Genomic DNA, 18,239 nt, shown 5'->3' with positions numbered 1-18,239 from the left:
CAAGAAAAACAAAAACAAGATCTTGTAAAAGAAAAAATAGAACAAGAAAAAATTGCTAATAGTTTAAACAAAAGTAAAAAACAAATTACTGCAGAAATTAAGAAAAAACAGCAAGAAACTAAAAAAATTGATGCACAAATTAATAAATTAATACGTGATGCAATTGCTGAAGCTAATAGAAAAGCTGCTGCAGCCAAAGCCAAAGCCAATCCGAAAACTACAACCGCAGCCGAAACTAAAGCTATAGAATCATCAACTAAAATTATTTTAACGCCAGCAGGAAAAGTAGTTTCAGATAATTTTAAAGCCAATAAAGGAAACTTGCCTTGGCCTGTTGAGAAAGGAGCAATAACTTTAGGATATGGAGACCAACCACATCCAGTATACAAATCGTTAGTGATTCACAACAGTGGAATCGAAATCACTACTGAATCTGGTGCAAATGCAAGAGCGGTTTTTGGTGGAGAAGTAACTAAAGTCATAAAAATATCGCCTTTAAATATTGCAGTTTTCATTCAACACGGAGATTATTTTACAGTATATCAAAACCTAAGTTCAGTAACTGTTAATGCTGGAGATAAAGTTTCAATAAAACAAAGTTTAGGAAAAATTAGAACTAATGGTGAAGGAAAAACTATTATTAAATTCATGATTTCTCAAAATACAACTTATAATAATCCACAATCTTGGTTAAATTAAATACAATAAAAAAGCATGCAAATCGCTAGCTTTTTTATTTTAAATAAATAACGCTTTCAATTCAGTTGCATCATGCGGATTCATTTTTCCTGCTAAAACTAAACTCAATTGTTTTCTTCTTAACGCTGCTTCAAACCTAGATTTTTCTTCGTCAGTTTCTGGTATTAATTCAGGAACCTTAATAGGAGTTCCAGTTTCATCAACCGCTACAAAAGTATAAATTGCTTCATTTGCTTTAGTTCTAATTCCAGATTCTCTATCTTCTATCCATACATCTAAAAAAATTTCCATTGAAGTATTAAATGCTCTCGAAACTTTCGCTTCTACAGTCACAACACTTCCCAAAGGAATTGAGCGATTAAAAGCCACATGATTTACAGATGCTGTAACCGTAATTCTTCTTGAGTGTCTTCGAGCTGCAATACTTGCTGCTCTATCCATTCTAGCAAGCAATTCGCCACCAAAAAGATTATTTAACGGATTGGTTTCACTTGGCAACACTAAATCAGTTAAAATCGTTAATGATTCTATAGGATGTTTTGGAGTCATATTTTTTTTGCAAAGATATTTATTTTTTTTCTACTTGGTTTGTTTAAATTAGTTTCTAAGCTAGTCAATTTTAAACTAAAAAAGAGCTTCAAATAGTTGAAGCTCTTTTAAAAAATTATTTATTTATAATATTAATTAATTAATAAATCTTCAACTTGCATTGTTGTTGTTATTCCACCATTTCCATTTCCAGTGTATTCTAAAATAAAGTATCCATTACCAGTTATTACTGCAGGAATAGCATATACACCACTATTTGAAAATGGTGTTGGATATCCGGTAGCTGGACCATTTGGAATAGAAAAACTAGATGTAATATCAATTAATGTTGCAGTATTAATATTTGAACCTGGAACATAATTTGTAGAATAATATACTTTTAAAGGAGAACCATTATCAAAACCTGATTTGGTTTTGAATGAAAAATTATTAGCTGCTGTAAAATCTACAGGAACTATAAATAATGCTCTGTTTACTTCTGGAGTTCCTCCAAAAGATGTCATTTGAATGTATTTATTGCCACTAAAAGTTTTTACTTGCCAATATCTACTTCCAACTGCAGCATCATTAATGTATTTTGGAAAAGATGAAGCATTATTAAGATAAGAAGTAAAAGGTTCAGTAAGTGTACCAGAATAAACTAATGCGCCACCAACTACTGGAGGAGAAACATCAAAACGATCCATTGTAAGTTTAATATCACTTTCGTATCTTACAATAAATTGAAAATCAGTATCGTATTTTGATAAAACACCTCTAATTTTTCCACTTTGTGACGGTACTTGATTCCCTGTAAAAGGAGCAAAGCTGCTAAAACGAATAACTTGTTCTGAACCACCAGTTGATCCAATAAGTGTATGATTAGTTGCTCCACCACCAGAATCAATATCATAGTAAGTTCTATTTAAAGATGATTCAGAAAATTGAACTGTGCTTAGCTCAATTAAGGTATTTTGGTTGTTATCTGTGTATGCATCAGCTAAAGTTAATGTTCTTACAAACGAATCTTCATCAACAATTGTAGCAGATGGAAATAAATGATCTTGCCATTCAAATTCTGATATTCTTCCAATTGTACCTTCAAAAAGAGATCCAATTTGTAAAGAACCGTAAACTATAGCGCTATACAAACCATTAAGTTTAATATATACTTTTCTTCCAGGAGTAAAACCTTTTCCATAAAGAGTTGTAGCATTTATTGGCACACTAAAACCAGTTGGAGCAGAACCATCTGTAGGAATGGTTTGAAAAGAAATTGATTTATAAAAAGTACCTTTTTCATCACTAGAAGTTACGTATGCTTCAATAATGTCATCTGTTGTATATAAAACAACTGGGCTTGATGTTGTCAAAGCCGTATTAGCCGCTACATCAACTGCTTCTACTGTAGTAGTTGGTGTTAATTCATAAGTAGCCAAAGTTTGTTCTGGCACTTCATAAGTATCGTCATTTATACAACTAGAGAAAAACCCAATTGAAATAGATAATGCTATAACTGTTTTAAAAATTATTTTTTTCATAATAGTATGATTTATTTTTTGTCAAAAATTCTAATGTTATCAAGTTCATAAGTTCCATCTAATGATGAATTTGTGCCAGAACCTTTTACTTTAAATGCAAGATAAATATTGCCAGTATATGAAGACATATCTATTATTCCAGAACTAAAAAAGTCGAAATTGGTATCAAAATCTAATGGCGGTTTATTAAAAGTAATATTCTGCCAAGTTGCGGTAAGTACATTTGTACCATCATAATCAGTTGACACTAATAATTCAATCGAATTTGAGGCAGATGACACATATGCTTGAGCACAATCGAATGCTAATTTTTCATTTTCATAAACATCCATGTTTATTGCAGGTGAAATCAACCAACCAATGTTTAAAACCTCTCTATCAGGAATAATAGGTGTATAAGCAGTAAATTCAGCATACTTTGTTCCGCTGTAAAATCCTTGCCTCCATTTTTTTGTTCCTGCTTGAGCAAAATTTGTCCAACCAGCGATATCTAGTGGTTGTCCTTCTGTTGCTTCTGTAACACTAACAAATTCCTCATAAAAAGAATACGGTGTTAAGTCTGAATTTTTAATATCGTTCTCTGGAGAACAACCAGTAAGCGACACTAAAAATAATCCAATTGTAAAAAATTTAATTGTTTTCATAGCTGTATATTTTTAAAAATTAATATAAAGGTTTACAAAATAAGTTCTGCCATATCCGTAAAAATATTTTGGCGCAAATGCAGGTGTTCCACTTGAAACATCTTGATTAACTTCTCTAAAGTTAGCATTTCTAGTTTGCTCGAAACCACCAGTTTTATAACTTACGTCAAGAACATTATTTACAGTTGCAAAAAGTCCAAATGTTGTGCTTTTAATTTTCCAAGATTTTCCACCGGTTAAGTTTACAAGCATAAAATCATCAAACTTTTCTTGTTTCAACAATTCTCTTGCTCTTTCGTCTGTTGCTTCAGGAAAAGGTAATCCCTCAGAATCTAAAGGATTTTTAAAGAAATTATCTGTTCTTAATAACGATGAAATATCTAAATAATTATTAGCAAGATAATTTGCATTAGCACCAATCCACCAAAATTTTGGATCTCTATATTCTACACCAAAAGATGCAGCAGATTGTGGCCCACCAGGAAGTCTATAACCTTTTAATTTTGCAGTTCCAAAATCAGTCACAGGATTTGTGTTGGTAGGACTTGCATTATTATCGTTATTTAACACTACATTAGGATTGTTATTGTAAGTGTATTCTCCATAAGCACCAGTTGCGGTTAATTTAATTGTTGAAGTAATTTGATACTCCATTCCTAATTCTAAACCAATATTTTGTTTTTCAATATTAGAAACTGTTTCTGCAACAAATGCATCACCACCATCACCACCATCATCACCAAAAATTCCTTCTCCAAAATAAAATGATGTTTCAGTAGCATTTTTAATATTAGAATAAAAAGCTGTTAATCTTGATTTAAATTTTGGTGCTCTTATTATGTATCCAGCATCTAAACTAGTTACAGTTTCTGCTTCAAGTCCTTCAACAGAATTGTCATTAATACGAGCATTTGGAAAAACATTTCTTAAAGCCGGAGCTTTAGTCATATATACACCATTGAATGATAAATATTGTTTTCCAGTAATCTTATAGGTTAATCCACCTTTAAATCCGAAATTGTCATAAATATACTTTGTGCTTTTACCAAAAGAGTTTGTTGGATACAATCCATTTCTATATAATCCTTCTCTTTGATATTGAGTTCTAATATATGTTTGACCTAAATAAAAATCAACTTTTTTATATGTAAATTTAAATTGTGTGAAAGCATCAACAGTATTGGCTAATAAATTATAATTATAACCAAATGTATCTCCAACACCAACAATTCTATTTGGATTGTTTAAATCTGATTCTTGTTCTGATCCAACCTGAAAATTATCAAAATCTTCATAAAATTGACCACCTAATAAATCCAATAAATTTTGGAAGTTGTGTGATTTTAATTTTCTAAATGATACCCCTGCATTCACATTTATGTTATCAGCTAATTGAGAATTTATATAAGAGTTTGCAATCCAAATTTTATCGTCAGTTCTGTCTTCATATAAAATATAAGCACTATGTCCATCAGAAGTTGTGTTTGTTTGATATAATTGATTCCAATTTATTTGTCTATTTGCAAGAAAATTAGAAGCAGCATTGATTCCATTAGCAATATTTGCAGCATCATCACCTTGAAAATCTGTATAATCATCAGGATTATATGCAGAAGTATAAAAACTCGGAAGATTTCTATAATAAGTTGGGTCTGGATTATCTGCACCTTGATAATCTAGTCTAGTATTTGCAATTTGACCTACTTGATAAGAAATGGTTGTATTTAAATTAGTTTTATCGCTGATTTTCCAATAATGAGTTAACATATTTATTGGCTCTTCAACATCTTTGTCTCTAGAATTTCTTTTTTTACCATCTTGCCAACCCCAATATGAATTATAGTTTACACCAGCAAGTCTTGAAACTTCTGCTGTATTAGGAGAGTTTTTACCTCTTCTGTTTTGTGCAAAAATTGAAGTAAAATTCAAAGAATGTTTTTCGTTAATCTTTTTTTCAACACTTGCAAATAATGAATTTGCCGAATAATCTGTTCCGTCAAAATAACCTTCTTGAGCCCATCTTCTACCACCAGAAACCACAAATGCCCATCCATTTGAATCCATTCCAGAGGCATGAGTTCCCATGGTTCTCCAACTGTAATTTGTATTTGTTGCAGAAAATGATACTCTAGAACCTTTTCTATAAATAGAAGCTCTAGTATTTATTTCTTGAGTTCCTAAAATTCCACCAAAAGTGTAATCTGATGGAGCAGAACCAGTTGTGAATTCTTGATTTCTTGTTGCATCATTTAATCCACCCCAATTTCCCCATTGTGGTCTACCGTCATAAATTTTATTCATTACAACACCATTAATCATGGTTGTACTATATTCATTATCAAGTCCTCTTATTCTAAATCTAGCTTGTCCCCAATTGAATGCAGCGGCTTGTTGAAAAGCATCTCTTGAAGCTTGCAATAATCCAGCAGTGCTTTCAGAACCACTATTATCATCACCTAAATCATTTTCGGTAATAGTAATTAAGCTTAGTTGTTGTTCTTCGGTAATGTCTTCCTCTAGAACAATAATTCCTAATTCTAGAATTTTTCCTAGTTCTACATCAATTGTAAACAATTGTGTTTTGTAACCAGAACTTTTTACTTGAAGTAATTGACTTCCTACAGGAGCATCTTTAAAAATAAAATTTCCCGAAGCATCTGATAATTGAGTTTGATTTGTGTTTTGGATTGAGGCAATCACATTTTGCAATGGTTTTTGAGTTTTAGAATCTACAACTTTAGCAGAAAAACCAGTTCCTGATTGAGCAAACACGAAAACTACATTCATTACAAATAAAATACTAATGACAAGTTTTTTCATAAATAAAATTAATATTATTTTAAATTTTCAGTAAGAAAATAATTTCTTAACGGCCAAAGGTACATAATTTCATAATATTAATTACTTTTGGCGTGAAGTTTGTATAAAACTTATTATTAAATTAATATCCATTTTATGAAAATTAAAAATTATATTACCCTTTTGTTTGTTTTATTCGCAATAATTGGCGCAAATGCACAGGCAAAAAAGTATATTGTGCATACCGTTGCCTTTTACAACTTCGAGAATTTGTTTGATACAATTAATAACCCAAACAATGACGAAGAATGGTTGCCTAATGGCGCACAAAATTGGACATCAAAAAAATATCAAAAAAAATTAGAAAACCTTTCAAGAGTTTTGTCTGAGATTGGTACAGGTGAAAACCCAAATAACTCTCCTACATTTATTGGAGGTTGTGAGATTGAAAACAGAGGAGTTCTTGAAGATTTAATAAAACAACCAAAATTAATTAATCGTGATTATGGAATTGTGCACTTTGATTCACCAGACAAAAGAGGAATTGATGTTGCATTATTGTATCAAAAAAAACATTTTATTGTAACTAGTACATCTAACATTCCATTATATGTTTATAGAAATGAAGAAAAAGTTTCTAAAAAAGATAAAGAAAAAGAAAAGGAAGAAATTACTGATGATAAAATAGAAGAAGATAAATCTTCAAGAAGAGTTTTTACACGTGATCAACTTTTGGTTACAGGTTTTCTTGATGGCGATGAAGTAAATATTATTGTAAATCACTGGCCTTCACGTTCTGGTGGTGAAAAGAAAAGTTCTCCTTTTAGAGAAGCTGCTGGCGCATTAAACAGAAAAATCATTGATTCATTAGTAAACATTAATCCTAATGCTAAAATTATTACTATGGGAGATTTAAATGATGGTTCCTATAATAAGAGTGTGAAAATTGAACTTGGTGCTAAATTAAAAAAATCTGAATTAAAAACTTCTGCCGACATTTATAATCCTTTTGAACAAATGGCTAAAGAAGGAAACGCATCTTTATTTTATCGTGATGCAGGAGATATTTTTGACCAAATTATGGTTTCAGAACAATTTGTAAAACCCGACTATTCTTCTTTTAGATATTGGAAAGCAGGAATTTACAACAAACCTTTTATGATAACAACAGTAGGACAATACAAAGGATATCCGCTAAGACATTCTATGACAGAAATTGGTTTTAGTGATCACTTCCCAGTTTACATTTATTTAATAAAACAATTAAATTAAAACATAAAGGTTAGTTAGCGCTAACCTTTTTCCTTTTATATAATGTAAAATTTAATATTATGAAAAACCTATTTAACTTTGTGTTATTATTTTTTACAACTTCAATCTTTGCTCAAGAGACTATAACATCTGAACAAGCAAAAGATAATATTGGAAAAGTAGTTATTATAAAAGGTAAAATAGCTTCGTTGAAACTAGCATCAGAAGGCAAAAACATTAATTTCATAAATATAGACAAAGCATATCCTAACAAAGTTTTTACAGTTGTACTTACCAACAAATACCTAGAAGAACACAAACTTGATATTGCAAATTCAGTAGGAAAAGAAATTATTGTAAAAGGAAAAATCACCATATATGATAAAGATCCAAAAAAAATCCCACAAATATTCAATCCATCAGAATTGGAAATAAAATAAATAATAAAGGTTAGTTAGCGCTAACCTTTTTTTGTGCATAATAAACTTTGCGTCTTTGCAATACTTAAAAACAATATAAAAATTCATAAATTAAAGATAAAAACTTTGCGCCTTTGTGTCTTTGCGGTAAAAAAAATGTAAATTCGTAACATGAAAATAGCACCACCATTCAACCTCAACAATTGGATAAACGAAAACCGTCATTTACTAAAACCGCCAGTTGGCAATAAAAATATTTATGTCGATTCTGGTGATTATATAGTTATGATTGTTGCTGGACCAAATGCTCGAAAAGACTATCATTACAATGAAACCGAAGAAATTTTTTACCAACTCGAAGGCGAAATAACAGTAGTAATTCAAGAAGAAAGCAAACGCAAAGAAATGACAATGCAAGCTGGCGATATGTATTTGCATCCAGCCAAAACGCCACATTCTCCAGTACGTTCTGCCAATTCTATCGGATTAGTAATCGAACGAAAGCGCGCAGGAAAAGGTTTTACCGATGGATTACTATGGTTTTGCGACAATTGCAATCATAAGTTACACGAAGTCTATTTCGAATTACACGATATCGAAAAAGATTTTCTACCACATTTTAAGCATTTCTACAATTCCGAAAAATTAAGAACATGCGAAAAATGTGGCACAACTATGGAAACCGATCCAAGATTTATCGATAAAGACAAAGATTACGAATCTTAAATTAATTTTTTTAAAACCATTAAGGAAGTTAAGTTCATTAAGGATTATAAAACTTAATTACCTTAAATATCTTAATGGTTTATTTTTTTTTAAAAGCCAATCCAGCCATACATTCCAAGTTTATAAAAAGAAACACTATTTTTCTAAGCCATAAAAGGAGCTTCTTTGGTCGCTCTTTTCTGTCAAGAAAAATTAGCATTTCTTTTCATAAAGCTTTCCATTTCTGTCTGGGCTAAAATAAAATTCGTGTAATTTTCAAAATTATTTTTTAATTCATGATAATTCGTGCAATTCGTGTTTAAACACTATTTTTACCAAAAATTATTAAACAAATTATAAAAACATAAAAATGGCATCAATTGCACAACAATTCGGAATGACCGAAGCGCTAAAAGCTTTAGGAATTAAAGACATTAACGAAGGAACATCGACAGGACAAAATCATTTTTCTAACGGAGAAATCCTAGAAAGTCATTCACCAGTAGACGGACAACTTATAGCAAAAGTAAAAACATCAACACCTGCAGATTACGAAAAAGCAATGCAAGCTGCAACCGAAGCGTTTAAAACTTTTAAACTAATGCCAGCACCACAACGTGGCGAAATTGTACGTCAGTTTGGAGAAAAATTACGTAAAAACAAAGAAGCTTTAGGAAAATTAGTTTCTTACGAAATGGGAAAATCTTTGCAAGAAGGTTATGGCGAAGTTCAAGAAATGATAGACATTTGCGATTTTGCAGTAGGTTTATCGCGTCAACTTCACGGATTAACAATGCATTCAGAACGTCCAGGACACAGAATGTATGAGCAATACCATCCAATGGGAATTGTCGGAATCATTTCGGCATTTAATTTTCCAGTTGCAGTTTGGGCTTGGAACACTGCTTTGGCTTGGATTTGTGGCGATGTTTGCGTTTGGAAACCATCAGAAAAAACACCACTTTGTGGTATTGCTTGTCAAAATATAATTGCCGAGGTAATCAAAGAAAACAACCTTCCAGAAGGAATTTCTTGCTTAATAAATGGCGATTATAAAGTAGGCGAATTATTAACTCAAGATAAAAGAGTTCCATTAATTTCGGCTACAGGTTCAACCAGAATGGGTAAAATTGTGGCTCAAACAGTTGCTGGTCGTTTAGGAAAATCATTACTAGAATTAGGAGGAAACAACGCAATTATTGTTACACCAGATGCAGATGTGAAAATGACAGTAATCGGAGCAGTTTTTGGAGCTGTTGGAACTGCAGGACAACGTTGTACTTCAACTCGTAGATTAATTATCCACGAAAGTATGTATGACAAAGTAAAAGATGCTATTGTTTCGGCATACAAACAATTAAAAATTGGAAATCCACTTGACGAAAAAAATCACGTTGGACCACTTATAGATACTCACGCAGTAGAAATGTATAACAAAGCTTTAGAAAAAGTAGTTACCGAAGGTGGAAAAATTCTAGTTGAAGGTGGCGTTTTATCTGGAACAGGATACGAAAGTGGTTGTTATGTAAAACCAGCAATTGCCGAAGCTGATAATTCATTTGAAATAGTACAGCACGAAACTTTTGCGCCAGTTTTATATTTACTAAAATATTCTGGCGATGTAATGAATGCACTTGAAGTTCAAAACGGAGTTGCTCAAGGTTTATCGTCGGCTATCATGACCAATAATTTGCGCGAAGCAGAAGCATTTTTATCAGTTGCAGGTTCAGATTGTGGTATTGCTAACGTAAACATTGGAACTTCTGGAGCAGAAATTGGTGGCGCATTTGGTGGTGAAAAAGAAACTGGTGGTGGAAGAGAATCGGGTTCTGATGCCTGGAAAATCTATATGCGTCGTCAAACGAATACTATCAATTATACTACAAGTTTGCCTTTGGCTCAAGGAATTAAATTTGATTTGTAATCTTTAGTATAAAGTTAAAAAAAAAGCGTTTAGAGAATTTTTAAACGCTTTTTTTTATGTTTTTTGTCATTTCGACGAAGGAGAAATCACATTCTCAAAATTACTTAATGAGAATTAACTTTATGTGATTTCTCCCAAAAGGTCGAAATGACAACTTTGTGTATTTTTTTTGAATTTTTATTTTTTTTGTCATTTCGACGAAGGAGAAATCACATTGTCAAAATTACTTAATGAGGATTAACTTTATGTGATTTCTCCCAAAAGGTCGAAATGACAACTTTGCGTATTTTTTTTGAATTTTTATTTTTTTTGTCTTTTTTGTCTTTTTTGTCATTTCGACGAAGGAGAAATCACATCAAATTATTAAGATTATTTTATTTCTCCTTTGTCGAAATGACAAAATCGAGTTTACTTAGTCTTCTTAACATACTGCGTTAAAATAACAATATGTTGATTTTCAACACGTCCTTCAATTTGATTAGCATTATCCCAAACTAATTTTATATTATGAACAGCAGCACCTCGTTTTGCAGTAAATGTTGCTCCTTTTACATCTAAATCTTTTATTAAAACAACTGAATCACCATCTAATAAAACATTTCCATTAGAATCTTTGTGAACAATTTTTCCTTCATCATCATCGGCTTCCTCTGTAGCTTTTGCCCATTCTAGTGCGTCTTCATCAAGATACATCATTTCTAATAAATCGTGATTTTTTAAACGAGCTAACATTCGCCAAGAAACAATTTGCACAGGAAGATTTTCATTCCACATACTATCAGTCAAACCACGCCAATCATTAGTATTTGTAGTTTCTGGATTCTCTAGTTGATCTTTTAAATTTTTGGTAATTAAAATGCAGTTTTCTGGAATTACTTCTGTTTTTGGTTCAACCAAATAAACGAGAAGATTTTCAGTATTTCCGCTAATTTCGCATCTTGAGTCACTTCGGTCTTTCAACCTTTTTTCAGTAACAACACTCATTATTATAAATTAAAAGACGCTCCAAATTGAAATACAAATTGGTTGTTAAACCTTTCATAACCAACAGCATTGGTGTTGTATTTTGCTAAAGGAACTCCAGCTTCGGTATAAATTCCAAATCCATTTGTAAAAAAATATCTTGCACCCAAGTGGGTACCAAAATTTCTTAATCCTATATCTAAACCTGGATATAAATCGAATTTTTCGCTAATGTTTAAAACATTACCAATATTAGCATTGAAACGTGCTTTTAAATCAAATCTGTCTTCAAATTTTGGTGTTCCTGCAATTGTTGTTGTATTCAATAAATAGGATGTAGAAAAACCATAAGAAATATTTTCTCCAACTCCAAAATCGCCTGTTACAACAATACCAGTTCCTTTTTCCTGGAATCCTGCACCAACCTGAAATTTAATATCTCCTTTTCCTTTAAAAGCTTGTGCATTTGCAAATCCAACAAAAGCTAGCATTGCAATAAAAATTATTTTTTTCATATTATTTTTAATTTATTTTCTGCAAATATATGTAATCCATTTTAATGTCAATATCAATATCAAATTCAAAAATCATGATCAATGTCAACTTCAAATGTCAACTTCAAATGTCAATTTCAAAAATCAATATAAAAAAATATTGTGAAAATCAATTTACATTGTCACACTGAGCGCAATAGAAGTGACACGAACAAAAAAATAAATTTAAATCTCTATTAAAATCAAACTTCCATCCTCTGCCATCCATCTTTTCTAATTCCTTCCTTTTTCTGTTGGATATAAATTATTCAATGGTTCGCTTTGCCAAAACTCTTTAGAATTTACATCCATTATAGTAAGTTTTCCTTTAAATGCTGCACCAGTATCAACATTCCAAATACACGCTTTTTTTACAGGAATTGATTCTCCAATTCTTGTTGTTGGTGTGTGACCTATATAAATTTCTTTATACAAAGTCAATCTTTTCGGATAAAACCAACTCGTTTTTTCGAGCTTTTCATTCAATACCAACGCGGTTTCCCATAAAGTTCTGTCCCAATAAAAAAGTTTTGGAAAATATTCATACAAAACACCATTCATATTAGTAAAACCAGCATGAATGAACAATCTGTTAAAATCGTCTAGATAATAGTTTTGTAGTGACTTTAAGAATTCAATATGTTTTTTCTTTTTTTGATCCGAAATCTTAGAATATGCAATAACTGTAGCTTCACCGCCATGCTTATACCACATTCCTTCATCAATATTTTCGTTATTGTTTTCTAGCCAATCTAAAACCAATTCGTCGTGATTACCTCTAATAAAAATACAATTTTGTTTTTTACCTAAATCTATCAAATAATCTATCACTTGTGGCGATTGACTCCAACCATCTACATAATCGCCTAGAAAAATCAAGTTATCAGTTTTAGAAACACTTGCTCGTTCTATTATTTGATGTAGAGCACGCAAACCACCGTGAATATCTCCAATTACTAATGTTCTATTCATTTATTTTATTATATTTCACCTTCCTCAAAACACGCATTACTTCTTTAAAATTAATATAAACTTCTGCATTTTTATATAGTTTTAATAATGGTTTGGCATCAATTAATTTTTGTTTGGCATCATCAAAACCGTTGAGGTAGCAAATCATTAATGTAGAAGGAACGTTTTTTAATTCATTTTCTTCGCGTTCAGTTAAATCTAATTCTTTTTGCAATTTGGTAAGCAAAGATATATTAGAATTATAAATATGAAACATCATTTTTCTATTATATTGTGGTGGTTCAAATAGCATTTCGATTTCAATCTTATAATAACCATTGTCATAAAAAGAAATTTTTTGCTGTTCTAAAGGATAATAACTTGTTTTATCGTTTAATCCCAAAGGGACATATTCAATAATTGTAAAGGTATCTTGGTCAAAGTCAATAGAAACGACATCTTGTGCCGAATAAAACAGTTTTACCTGCTCGTTTACCAATTCAATATCTACACGTGAAAGAAATGATTTATTTCTAATTTTTTTAGGAATTCCAGCCCAACAAATCACAAATAATTCTTTGAAAACTTTATAGCCAGAAGTCATGTCTTTGTGACTATTGTTTACAAAATCTATTACACTATCAAGTGTGTTAGAAATACTATTTCTCGAATTGTTTTCAATACTAATTACAGTTTCGATATTTTGTTTAGAATAAGGAATTTTTTCTTCTGTTGGTGTAGTATTGCTTCCGCGACGAACAAAAACCTGATTGGCAAAAATGGTATGAATGTTTTTTTTAAAACTCGAGGTTTTCGATTTTGGTTTTATGGTAACCAAACCAACAACTTTATCCTTGGGCAAGTTAGGAAAAGGAACGTTTTCATATTGAATTTTTGGCGGATTTTCTAGATAAGCATTTACTAAATTCTGAATCCTACTATCGTCAAAAAAATCATCACCAACTATTTCATTTTCAGAATCTTCAACACCAACAACAATATAAGAATTATTTGACGGATTAGAATTAGACAAGGCGCAAATGTGTTTTAAAAACTTGGCTTTTCCTTCTTTGGTATGCAAATTCAACTGACGCTTTTTATCATAAAAACTGCACTCATCATTGTGAGCTAGAAGGTTTTTAATTAAAAGACGTTTGTTTATCATTTTAAAGTTTCTGGTTTCGAGTTTCTGGTTTCGAGTTTCTGGTTTAACAGTAATTATTTACTCGAATCACACAACTCGAAACTCGAAACTTTAAAAATCATTTATCAAACTTACTTCCTTTATAATCAGATTTTACCAAATATGACATAAATGAACCTATTTTTTTACTTTCAACTAAAGTTTTTTCTTTTAGAAATTCGAATTCTTCTTTTGTTATATGATTTCTATCAAAAGCTCTACACAATTGAGATCTTAATTCGCCACAAGAACCTTTAGAATAGCTTAAGAAATTAATAAACTCTCTTCTGCCATTTCTTTCAAATCCTTCTGCAATATTGTCCATTATTGAACCTGAGGAACGATTCATTTGATTTTTTAACTCAAAATCTTTTCCAAGAGAAGTTTTTTCAAAAATGTTCCATACATCTTGACATATTTCTCTACTTAATATCCAAATATCAAGTTCTTCAAATGTATTTACTGTTGCCATATTTTAATTGTATATAAGGTTAAAAAAGTTTCGAGTTTCAAGTTTTTTTCAAATTTAAATAAAAAGTAAATTACAGAAAAATTAAAAGTAAACATCCAGTATATAAAACTCGAAACCCAAAACTCGAAACCCAAAACTTTAAAACTAATCAACCTTTCTTCCTATACTTTCACTCCAAATGGCAAACCAATCTTCCAAATCTAGTTGCAATTCATCAGCTTTCATAAGTTGTTGAATTCGAGCCACATTTACAGTTCCGGCAACAGGAATAACCTTTGATGGATGTTGCAAAATCCATGAAAGCAAAATTGTGTCTGATCCAACATGGTATTTTTCAACCATATTTGCCAACAATTTTTTTAATCGTCTGGTTTGTTCAGAGTCTTCTCTAAAAATACGTCCAAGCGGATTCCAACTCATTGGTCGAATGTTATGAACTTGCATAAAATCTAGACTTCCGTCCAACATTGCTTCATAATGTGTTGCAGAAAACTGAATTTGATTATAACTAATTGCAACTTTACTTTTGATTAACTCTGTTTGAGAAGTAGTAAAATTAGACAATCCAAAATCGATAATTTTTCCATCCAATTTAAGTTTTTCTATAGCTTCTGCAATTTCATCAGCAATCATTAACGGACTTGGTCTGTGTAAAAGCAAAACATCTAAATAATCGGTTTGAAGATTTTTCAGTGAATTTTCAACACTCCAAATAATGTATTCCTTCGAATAATCGTAATGCTTTATTTTATTAGTTCTACCTTCTGTAAGTTGGATGCCACACTTTGAAATCAATTGTAATTTCTCTCTAGAAATCTTGCTTTCGCCAAATGCTTTTCCAAATTCGGCTTCAGTAGTATAACCTCCATAAATATCAGCATGATCAAAAGTGGTAACCTTATTTTCGATACAAATATTTATTAAATGTATCATTTCTTGTGTGTTGAGTTTTTTATCCCAAACACCCCAATTCATCGTTCCTGCTATTATAGGAGATAATGTTGTTTTTCTCATAATTGTAATTAAAAGTTTAAAATTACTAAAACAAAATCATAAATCATCCTTAAAAATAAAATTTGTCTATAAGTTTTAACGCATTATTAACATTGAATAACTGAATAAATATTGACTTTTGAAATGTTAAAATTTTGAACTTAATTGTGCCTCGAAAAAAATAGAATTATGGAAGAAAATGTTGCTGCTTTAGATATTAGAGCCATCAATGAAAAAATAGAAAGAGAAAGTGCTTTTATTGACCTTCTAACCATGGAGATGAACAAAGTGATTGTTGGTCAAAAACACATGGTAGAAAGATTGCTTATTGGACTTTTAGGTCAAGGACACATTCTGCTTGAAGGTGTTCCAGGATTGGCAAAAACATTAGCCATTAATACGTTATCTCAAGCCATTCATGCAAGTTTTAGCAGAATACAGTTTACACCAGATTTATTGCCAGCAGATGTTGTTGGAACAATGATTTATAATATTAAAGCAAATGAGTTTTCTATAAAAAAAGGACCAATATTTGCCAATTTTGTTTTAGCTGATGAAATAAATCGTGCTCCAGCCAAAGTACAATCGGCTTTGCTTGAAGCAATGCAAGAAAAACAAGTAACCATTGGCGATACTACTTTTAAACTAGAAAGGCCTTTTTTAGTTCTTGCAACACAAAATCCAATTGAGCAAGAAGGAACATATCCTTTACCAGAAGCACAAGTAGATAGATTTATGCTAAAAACCGTTATCGATTATCCTAAAATGGATGAAGAACGAATGGTAATTCGTCAGAATTTAAAAGGCAGTTATGAAAAAGTAAACCCAGTAGTTTCTGTAGAACAAATAATTCGTGCTCAAGAAGCTGTACGTGAGGTGTATATGGATGAAAAAATAGAAAAATACATTTTGGATATTATCTTTGCAACACGTTTTCCAGAAAAATACAAACTAGAATCTTTAAAACCATTAATAAGTTTTGGCTCTTCACCTCGTGGAAGCATCAACCTTGCCAATGCTGCCAAATGTTATGCATTTATAAAACGTCGTGGTTATGTAATTCCAGAAGATGTTCGTGCCGTTGTACACGATGTATTACGTCACAGAATTGGAATTACATATGAAGCCGAAGCCGAAAATGTAACTTCTGTTGACATTATCAATAAAATCATCAACGAAATAGAAGTACCATAAATTTAGTTTTCGAGTTGAAAGTTGCGAGTTAAAAGTTATTTACGGCAACATAAAATCTTTAATTCTTTATTCTTAAAAAACTTTGTGCCTTTGTGCCTTTGTGGCGAAAAATTATGGAAACCAAAGACTTACTAAAAAAAGTTCGTAAAATAGAAATTAAAACCAGACGATTGAGTGATCACATCTTTTCTGGTGAATATCACACATCATTTAAAGGTCGCGGAATGACCTTTAGTGAAGTGCGTCAATATCAATATGGCGACGATATTCGTTCTATTGATTGGAATGTTACTGCAAGATATAATGAAGCTCATGTAAAAGTTTTCGAAGAAGAACGCGAACTTACAATGATGTTGATGGTTGACATTTCGGGTTCGGAAAGTTTTGGAACCAAAAACCAATTAAAAAGTGAAATTGTGACCGAAATTGCTGCAACTATGGCATTTTCGGCAACTCAAAACAATGATAAAATTGGTTTGGTATTATTTTCGGATGCAATAGAATTATATATTCCACCCAAAAAAGGAAAATCACATGTTTTAAGAATAATTCGAGAGTTAATCGAATTTCAGCCAAAAAGCAAGAAAACCGATTTGTCTCAAGCACTAAAATTTTTATCGGCAACCCAAAAAAAGAAAGCTATTGTATTTTTGATTTCTGATTTTATTGTGGATGATGATTACGAAAAAACATTAAAAATAGCCAGTAAAAAACACGATATTACAGGAATTCGAGTTTATGATATTCGCGAAGAAAAAATGCCTAATATTGGAATTGTTGAAATGGAAGACGCCGAAAGCGGTGAAATTTTAGTTGTAGATACAAGCTCAAAACAATCAAGACTGAATTATGAAAAACACTATCAAGAAAAGGTAATTTTTTTTAAAGATGTTTTCTCAAAATGTGGTTCTGGAACCGTAAACACTAGAGTTGACGAAAGTTATGTTAAAAAATTATTAGGGTATTTTAAATCACGTTAACAATTAGAAACCAGACAGATTTTTTAAACCTGTCTAGTTTAAAAGAAAATGAAAATTAAATTAAACATATTATTTTTTTTACTATCATTATCACTTTTTGCTCAAAAAGTCACGACGTCTATTGATACAACCAAAAATAAAATTGGAGCCGAATTTCAATTAACTATAAAAGCATCAGTAAACAAAACTGATAAAGTAGTTTTTCCAAAATCAAGAAATTTTGGTGCTTTAGAAGTTATCGAAACCTATAAAATAGATACAATTAAGTCAAATGATAAATATGAATTAATTAAAAAATATGGTTTAACCCAATTCGATTCTGGGAAATATTCAATTCCAAGAATTCCTATATTAATAAACGGAAAACCTTTCTTTTCGGATAGTTTAAACGTTGAGGTTTCTAATGTAAAAGTGGATACATTAAAACAAAAAATGTATGATATTAAAGACATTGCTCAAG

The 18,239-nt window shown here is 31.0% G+C and carries 17 protein-coding genes and 1 pseudogene; 8 read left to right on the top strand and 10 right to left on the bottom strand.

The genetic code is table 11. The annotated features are described in order from the left end of the window. Positions 1-699, top strand: a 699-nt coding sequence (locus ACH2BO_RS10965; RefSeq protein ID WP_395044787.1) for a murein hydrolase activator EnvC family protein, incomplete at its 5' end; no start/stop codon positions are given. 39 nt (positions 700-738) lie between these two features. Here ACH2BO_RS10965 and ACH2BO_RS10960 read toward each other — a convergent pair. The 4 genes from ACH2BO_RS10960 to ACH2BO_RS10945 form a co-directional block, all read right to left on the bottom strand. After that, a complete protein-coding gene (locus ACH2BO_RS10960; RefSeq protein ID WP_395044786.1) occupies positions 739-1,248 on the bottom strand; it encodes an acyl-CoA thioesterase in 510 nt (169 codons plus the stop codon). 131 nt (positions 1,249-1,379) lie between these two features. After that, positions 1,380-2,768 carry a DUF5689 domain-containing protein gene (locus tag ACH2BO_RS10955; protein ID WP_395044785.1) on the bottom strand — a complete coding sequence of 463 codons (1,389 nt, stop codon included), beginning with the start codon at positions 2,766-2,768 and terminating at the stop codon, positions 1,380-1,382. Between the two features lie 11 nt (positions 2,769-2,779). Next, the gene (locus ACH2BO_RS10950) at positions 2,780-3,412 is read right to left on the bottom strand and encodes a choice-of-anchor J domain-containing protein (protein ID WP_395044784.1); all 633 of its coding nucleotides are present in this window, start codon (positions 3,410-3,412) and stop codon (positions 2,780-2,782) included. Positions 3,413-3,424: 12 nt separating this feature from the next. Then, entirely contained in the window at positions 3,425-6,232 is a 2,808-nt protein-coding gene (locus ACH2BO_RS10945) for a carboxypeptidase-like regulatory domain-containing protein (RefSeq protein ID WP_395044783.1), read from the bottom strand. Between the two features lie 135 nt (positions 6,233-6,367). On the opposite strand from ACH2BO_RS10945, the gene ACH2BO_RS10940 reads away from it, so the two are divergent. From ACH2BO_RS10940 to ACH2BO_RS10925, 4 genes are all read left to right on the top strand, one after another. Continuing rightward, positions 6,368-7,483: an endonuclease/exonuclease/phosphatase family protein gene (locus ACH2BO_RS10940; protein ID WP_395044782.1), complete on the top strand. Its 1,116-nt coding sequence runs from the start codon at positions 6,368-6,370 to the stop codon at positions 7,481-7,483. A gap of 59 nt (positions 7,484-7,542) precedes the next feature. Further along, positions 7,543-7,902 (top strand): hypothetical protein, encoded by a 360-nt coding sequence (locus ACH2BO_RS10935; RefSeq protein WP_395044781.1) that lies wholly within the window; start codon positions 7,543-7,545, stop codon positions 7,900-7,902. A 150-nt stretch (positions 7,903-8,052) separates the two neighbouring features. Further along, a complete protein-coding gene (locus ACH2BO_RS10930; protein WP_395044780.1) occupies positions 8,053-8,607 on the top strand; it encodes a 3-hydroxyanthranilate 3,4-dioxygenase in 555 nt (184 codons plus the stop codon). Between the two features lie 349 nt (positions 8,608-8,956). Next, the gene (locus ACH2BO_RS10925; protein WP_395044779.1) at positions 8,957-10,510 is read left to right on the top strand and encodes an aldehyde dehydrogenase family protein; all 1,554 of its coding nucleotides are present in this window, start codon (positions 8,957-8,959) and stop codon (positions 10,508-10,510) included. Positions 10,511-10,918: 408 nt separating this feature from the next. Here the strand turns inward: ACH2BO_RS10925 and ACH2BO_RS10920 are convergent, their stop codons facing one another. From ACH2BO_RS10920 to ACH2BO_RS10895, 6 genes are all read right to left on the bottom strand, one after another. Beyond that, complete coding sequence (locus ACH2BO_RS10920; protein ID WP_395044778.1) at positions 10,919-11,494, bottom strand: PhnA domain-containing protein; 576 nt, start codon at positions 11,492-11,494, stop codon at positions 10,919-10,921. Between the two features lie 2 nt (positions 11,495-11,496). Then, positions 11,497-11,988, bottom strand: a complete 492-nt coding sequence (locus tag ACH2BO_RS10915) for a DUF6646 family protein (RefSeq protein WP_395044777.1) — start codon at positions 11,986-11,988, stop codon at positions 11,497-11,499. Positions 11,989-12,240: 252 nt separating this feature from the next. Beyond that, a complete protein-coding gene (locus ACH2BO_RS10910; protein WP_395044776.1) occupies positions 12,241-12,978 on the bottom strand; it encodes a metallophosphoesterase family protein in 738 nt (245 codons plus the stop codon). Next, positions 12,971-14,122, bottom strand: a complete 1,152-nt coding sequence (locus tag ACH2BO_RS10905; protein ID WP_395044775.1) for an ATP-binding protein — start codon at positions 14,120-14,122, stop codon at positions 12,971-12,973. The genes ACH2BO_RS10910 and ACH2BO_RS10905 overlap by 8 nt, the downstream gene beginning before the upstream one ends. Before the next feature lie 97 nt (positions 14,123-14,219). Beyond that, positions 14,220-14,612, bottom strand: coding sequence for a four helix bundle protein (locus tag ACH2BO_RS10900; protein ID WP_395044774.1), 393 nt, complete (start codon positions 14,610-14,612; stop codon positions 14,220-14,222). A gap of 144 nt (positions 14,613-14,756) precedes the next feature. Next, positions 14,757-15,626 (bottom strand): aldo/keto reductase family oxidoreductase, encoded by an 870-nt coding sequence (locus tag ACH2BO_RS10895; protein WP_395044773.1) that lies wholly within the window; start codon positions 15,624-15,626, stop codon positions 14,757-14,759. Positions 15,627-15,794: 168 nt separating this feature from the next. Between ACH2BO_RS10895 and ACH2BO_RS10890 the strand changes: the two genes are divergently transcribed. The 3 genes and pseudogenes from ACH2BO_RS10890 to ACH2BO_RS10880 all read left to right on the top strand — a co-directional run. Beyond that, on the top strand, positions 15,795-16,799 hold the full coding sequence (locus ACH2BO_RS10890; RefSeq protein ID WP_395044772.1) for an AAA family ATPase: 1,005 nt from the start codon (positions 15,795-15,797) through the stop codon (positions 16,797-16,799). Positions 16,800-16,912: 113 nt separating this feature from the next. After that, complete coding sequence (locus ACH2BO_RS10885) at positions 16,913-17,779, top strand: DUF58 domain-containing protein (protein WP_395044771.1); 867 nt, start codon at positions 16,913-16,915, stop codon at positions 17,777-17,779. A 48-nt stretch (positions 17,780-17,827) separates the two neighbouring features. Continuing rightward, positions 17,828-18,239 (top strand): annotated as a pseudogene (locus ACH2BO_RS10880) (hypothetical protein); the annotation flags it as partial.

Origin of the sequence: Flavobacterium sp. (assembly GCF_043773265.1) — a bacterium.
Classification (GTDB): Bacteria; Bacteroidota; Bacteroidia; order Flavobacteriales; family Flavobacteriaceae; genus Flavobacterium.
Note: the sequence above shows the minus strand (reverse complement) of the source record. Positions and strands in the feature narration are given on the sequence as shown.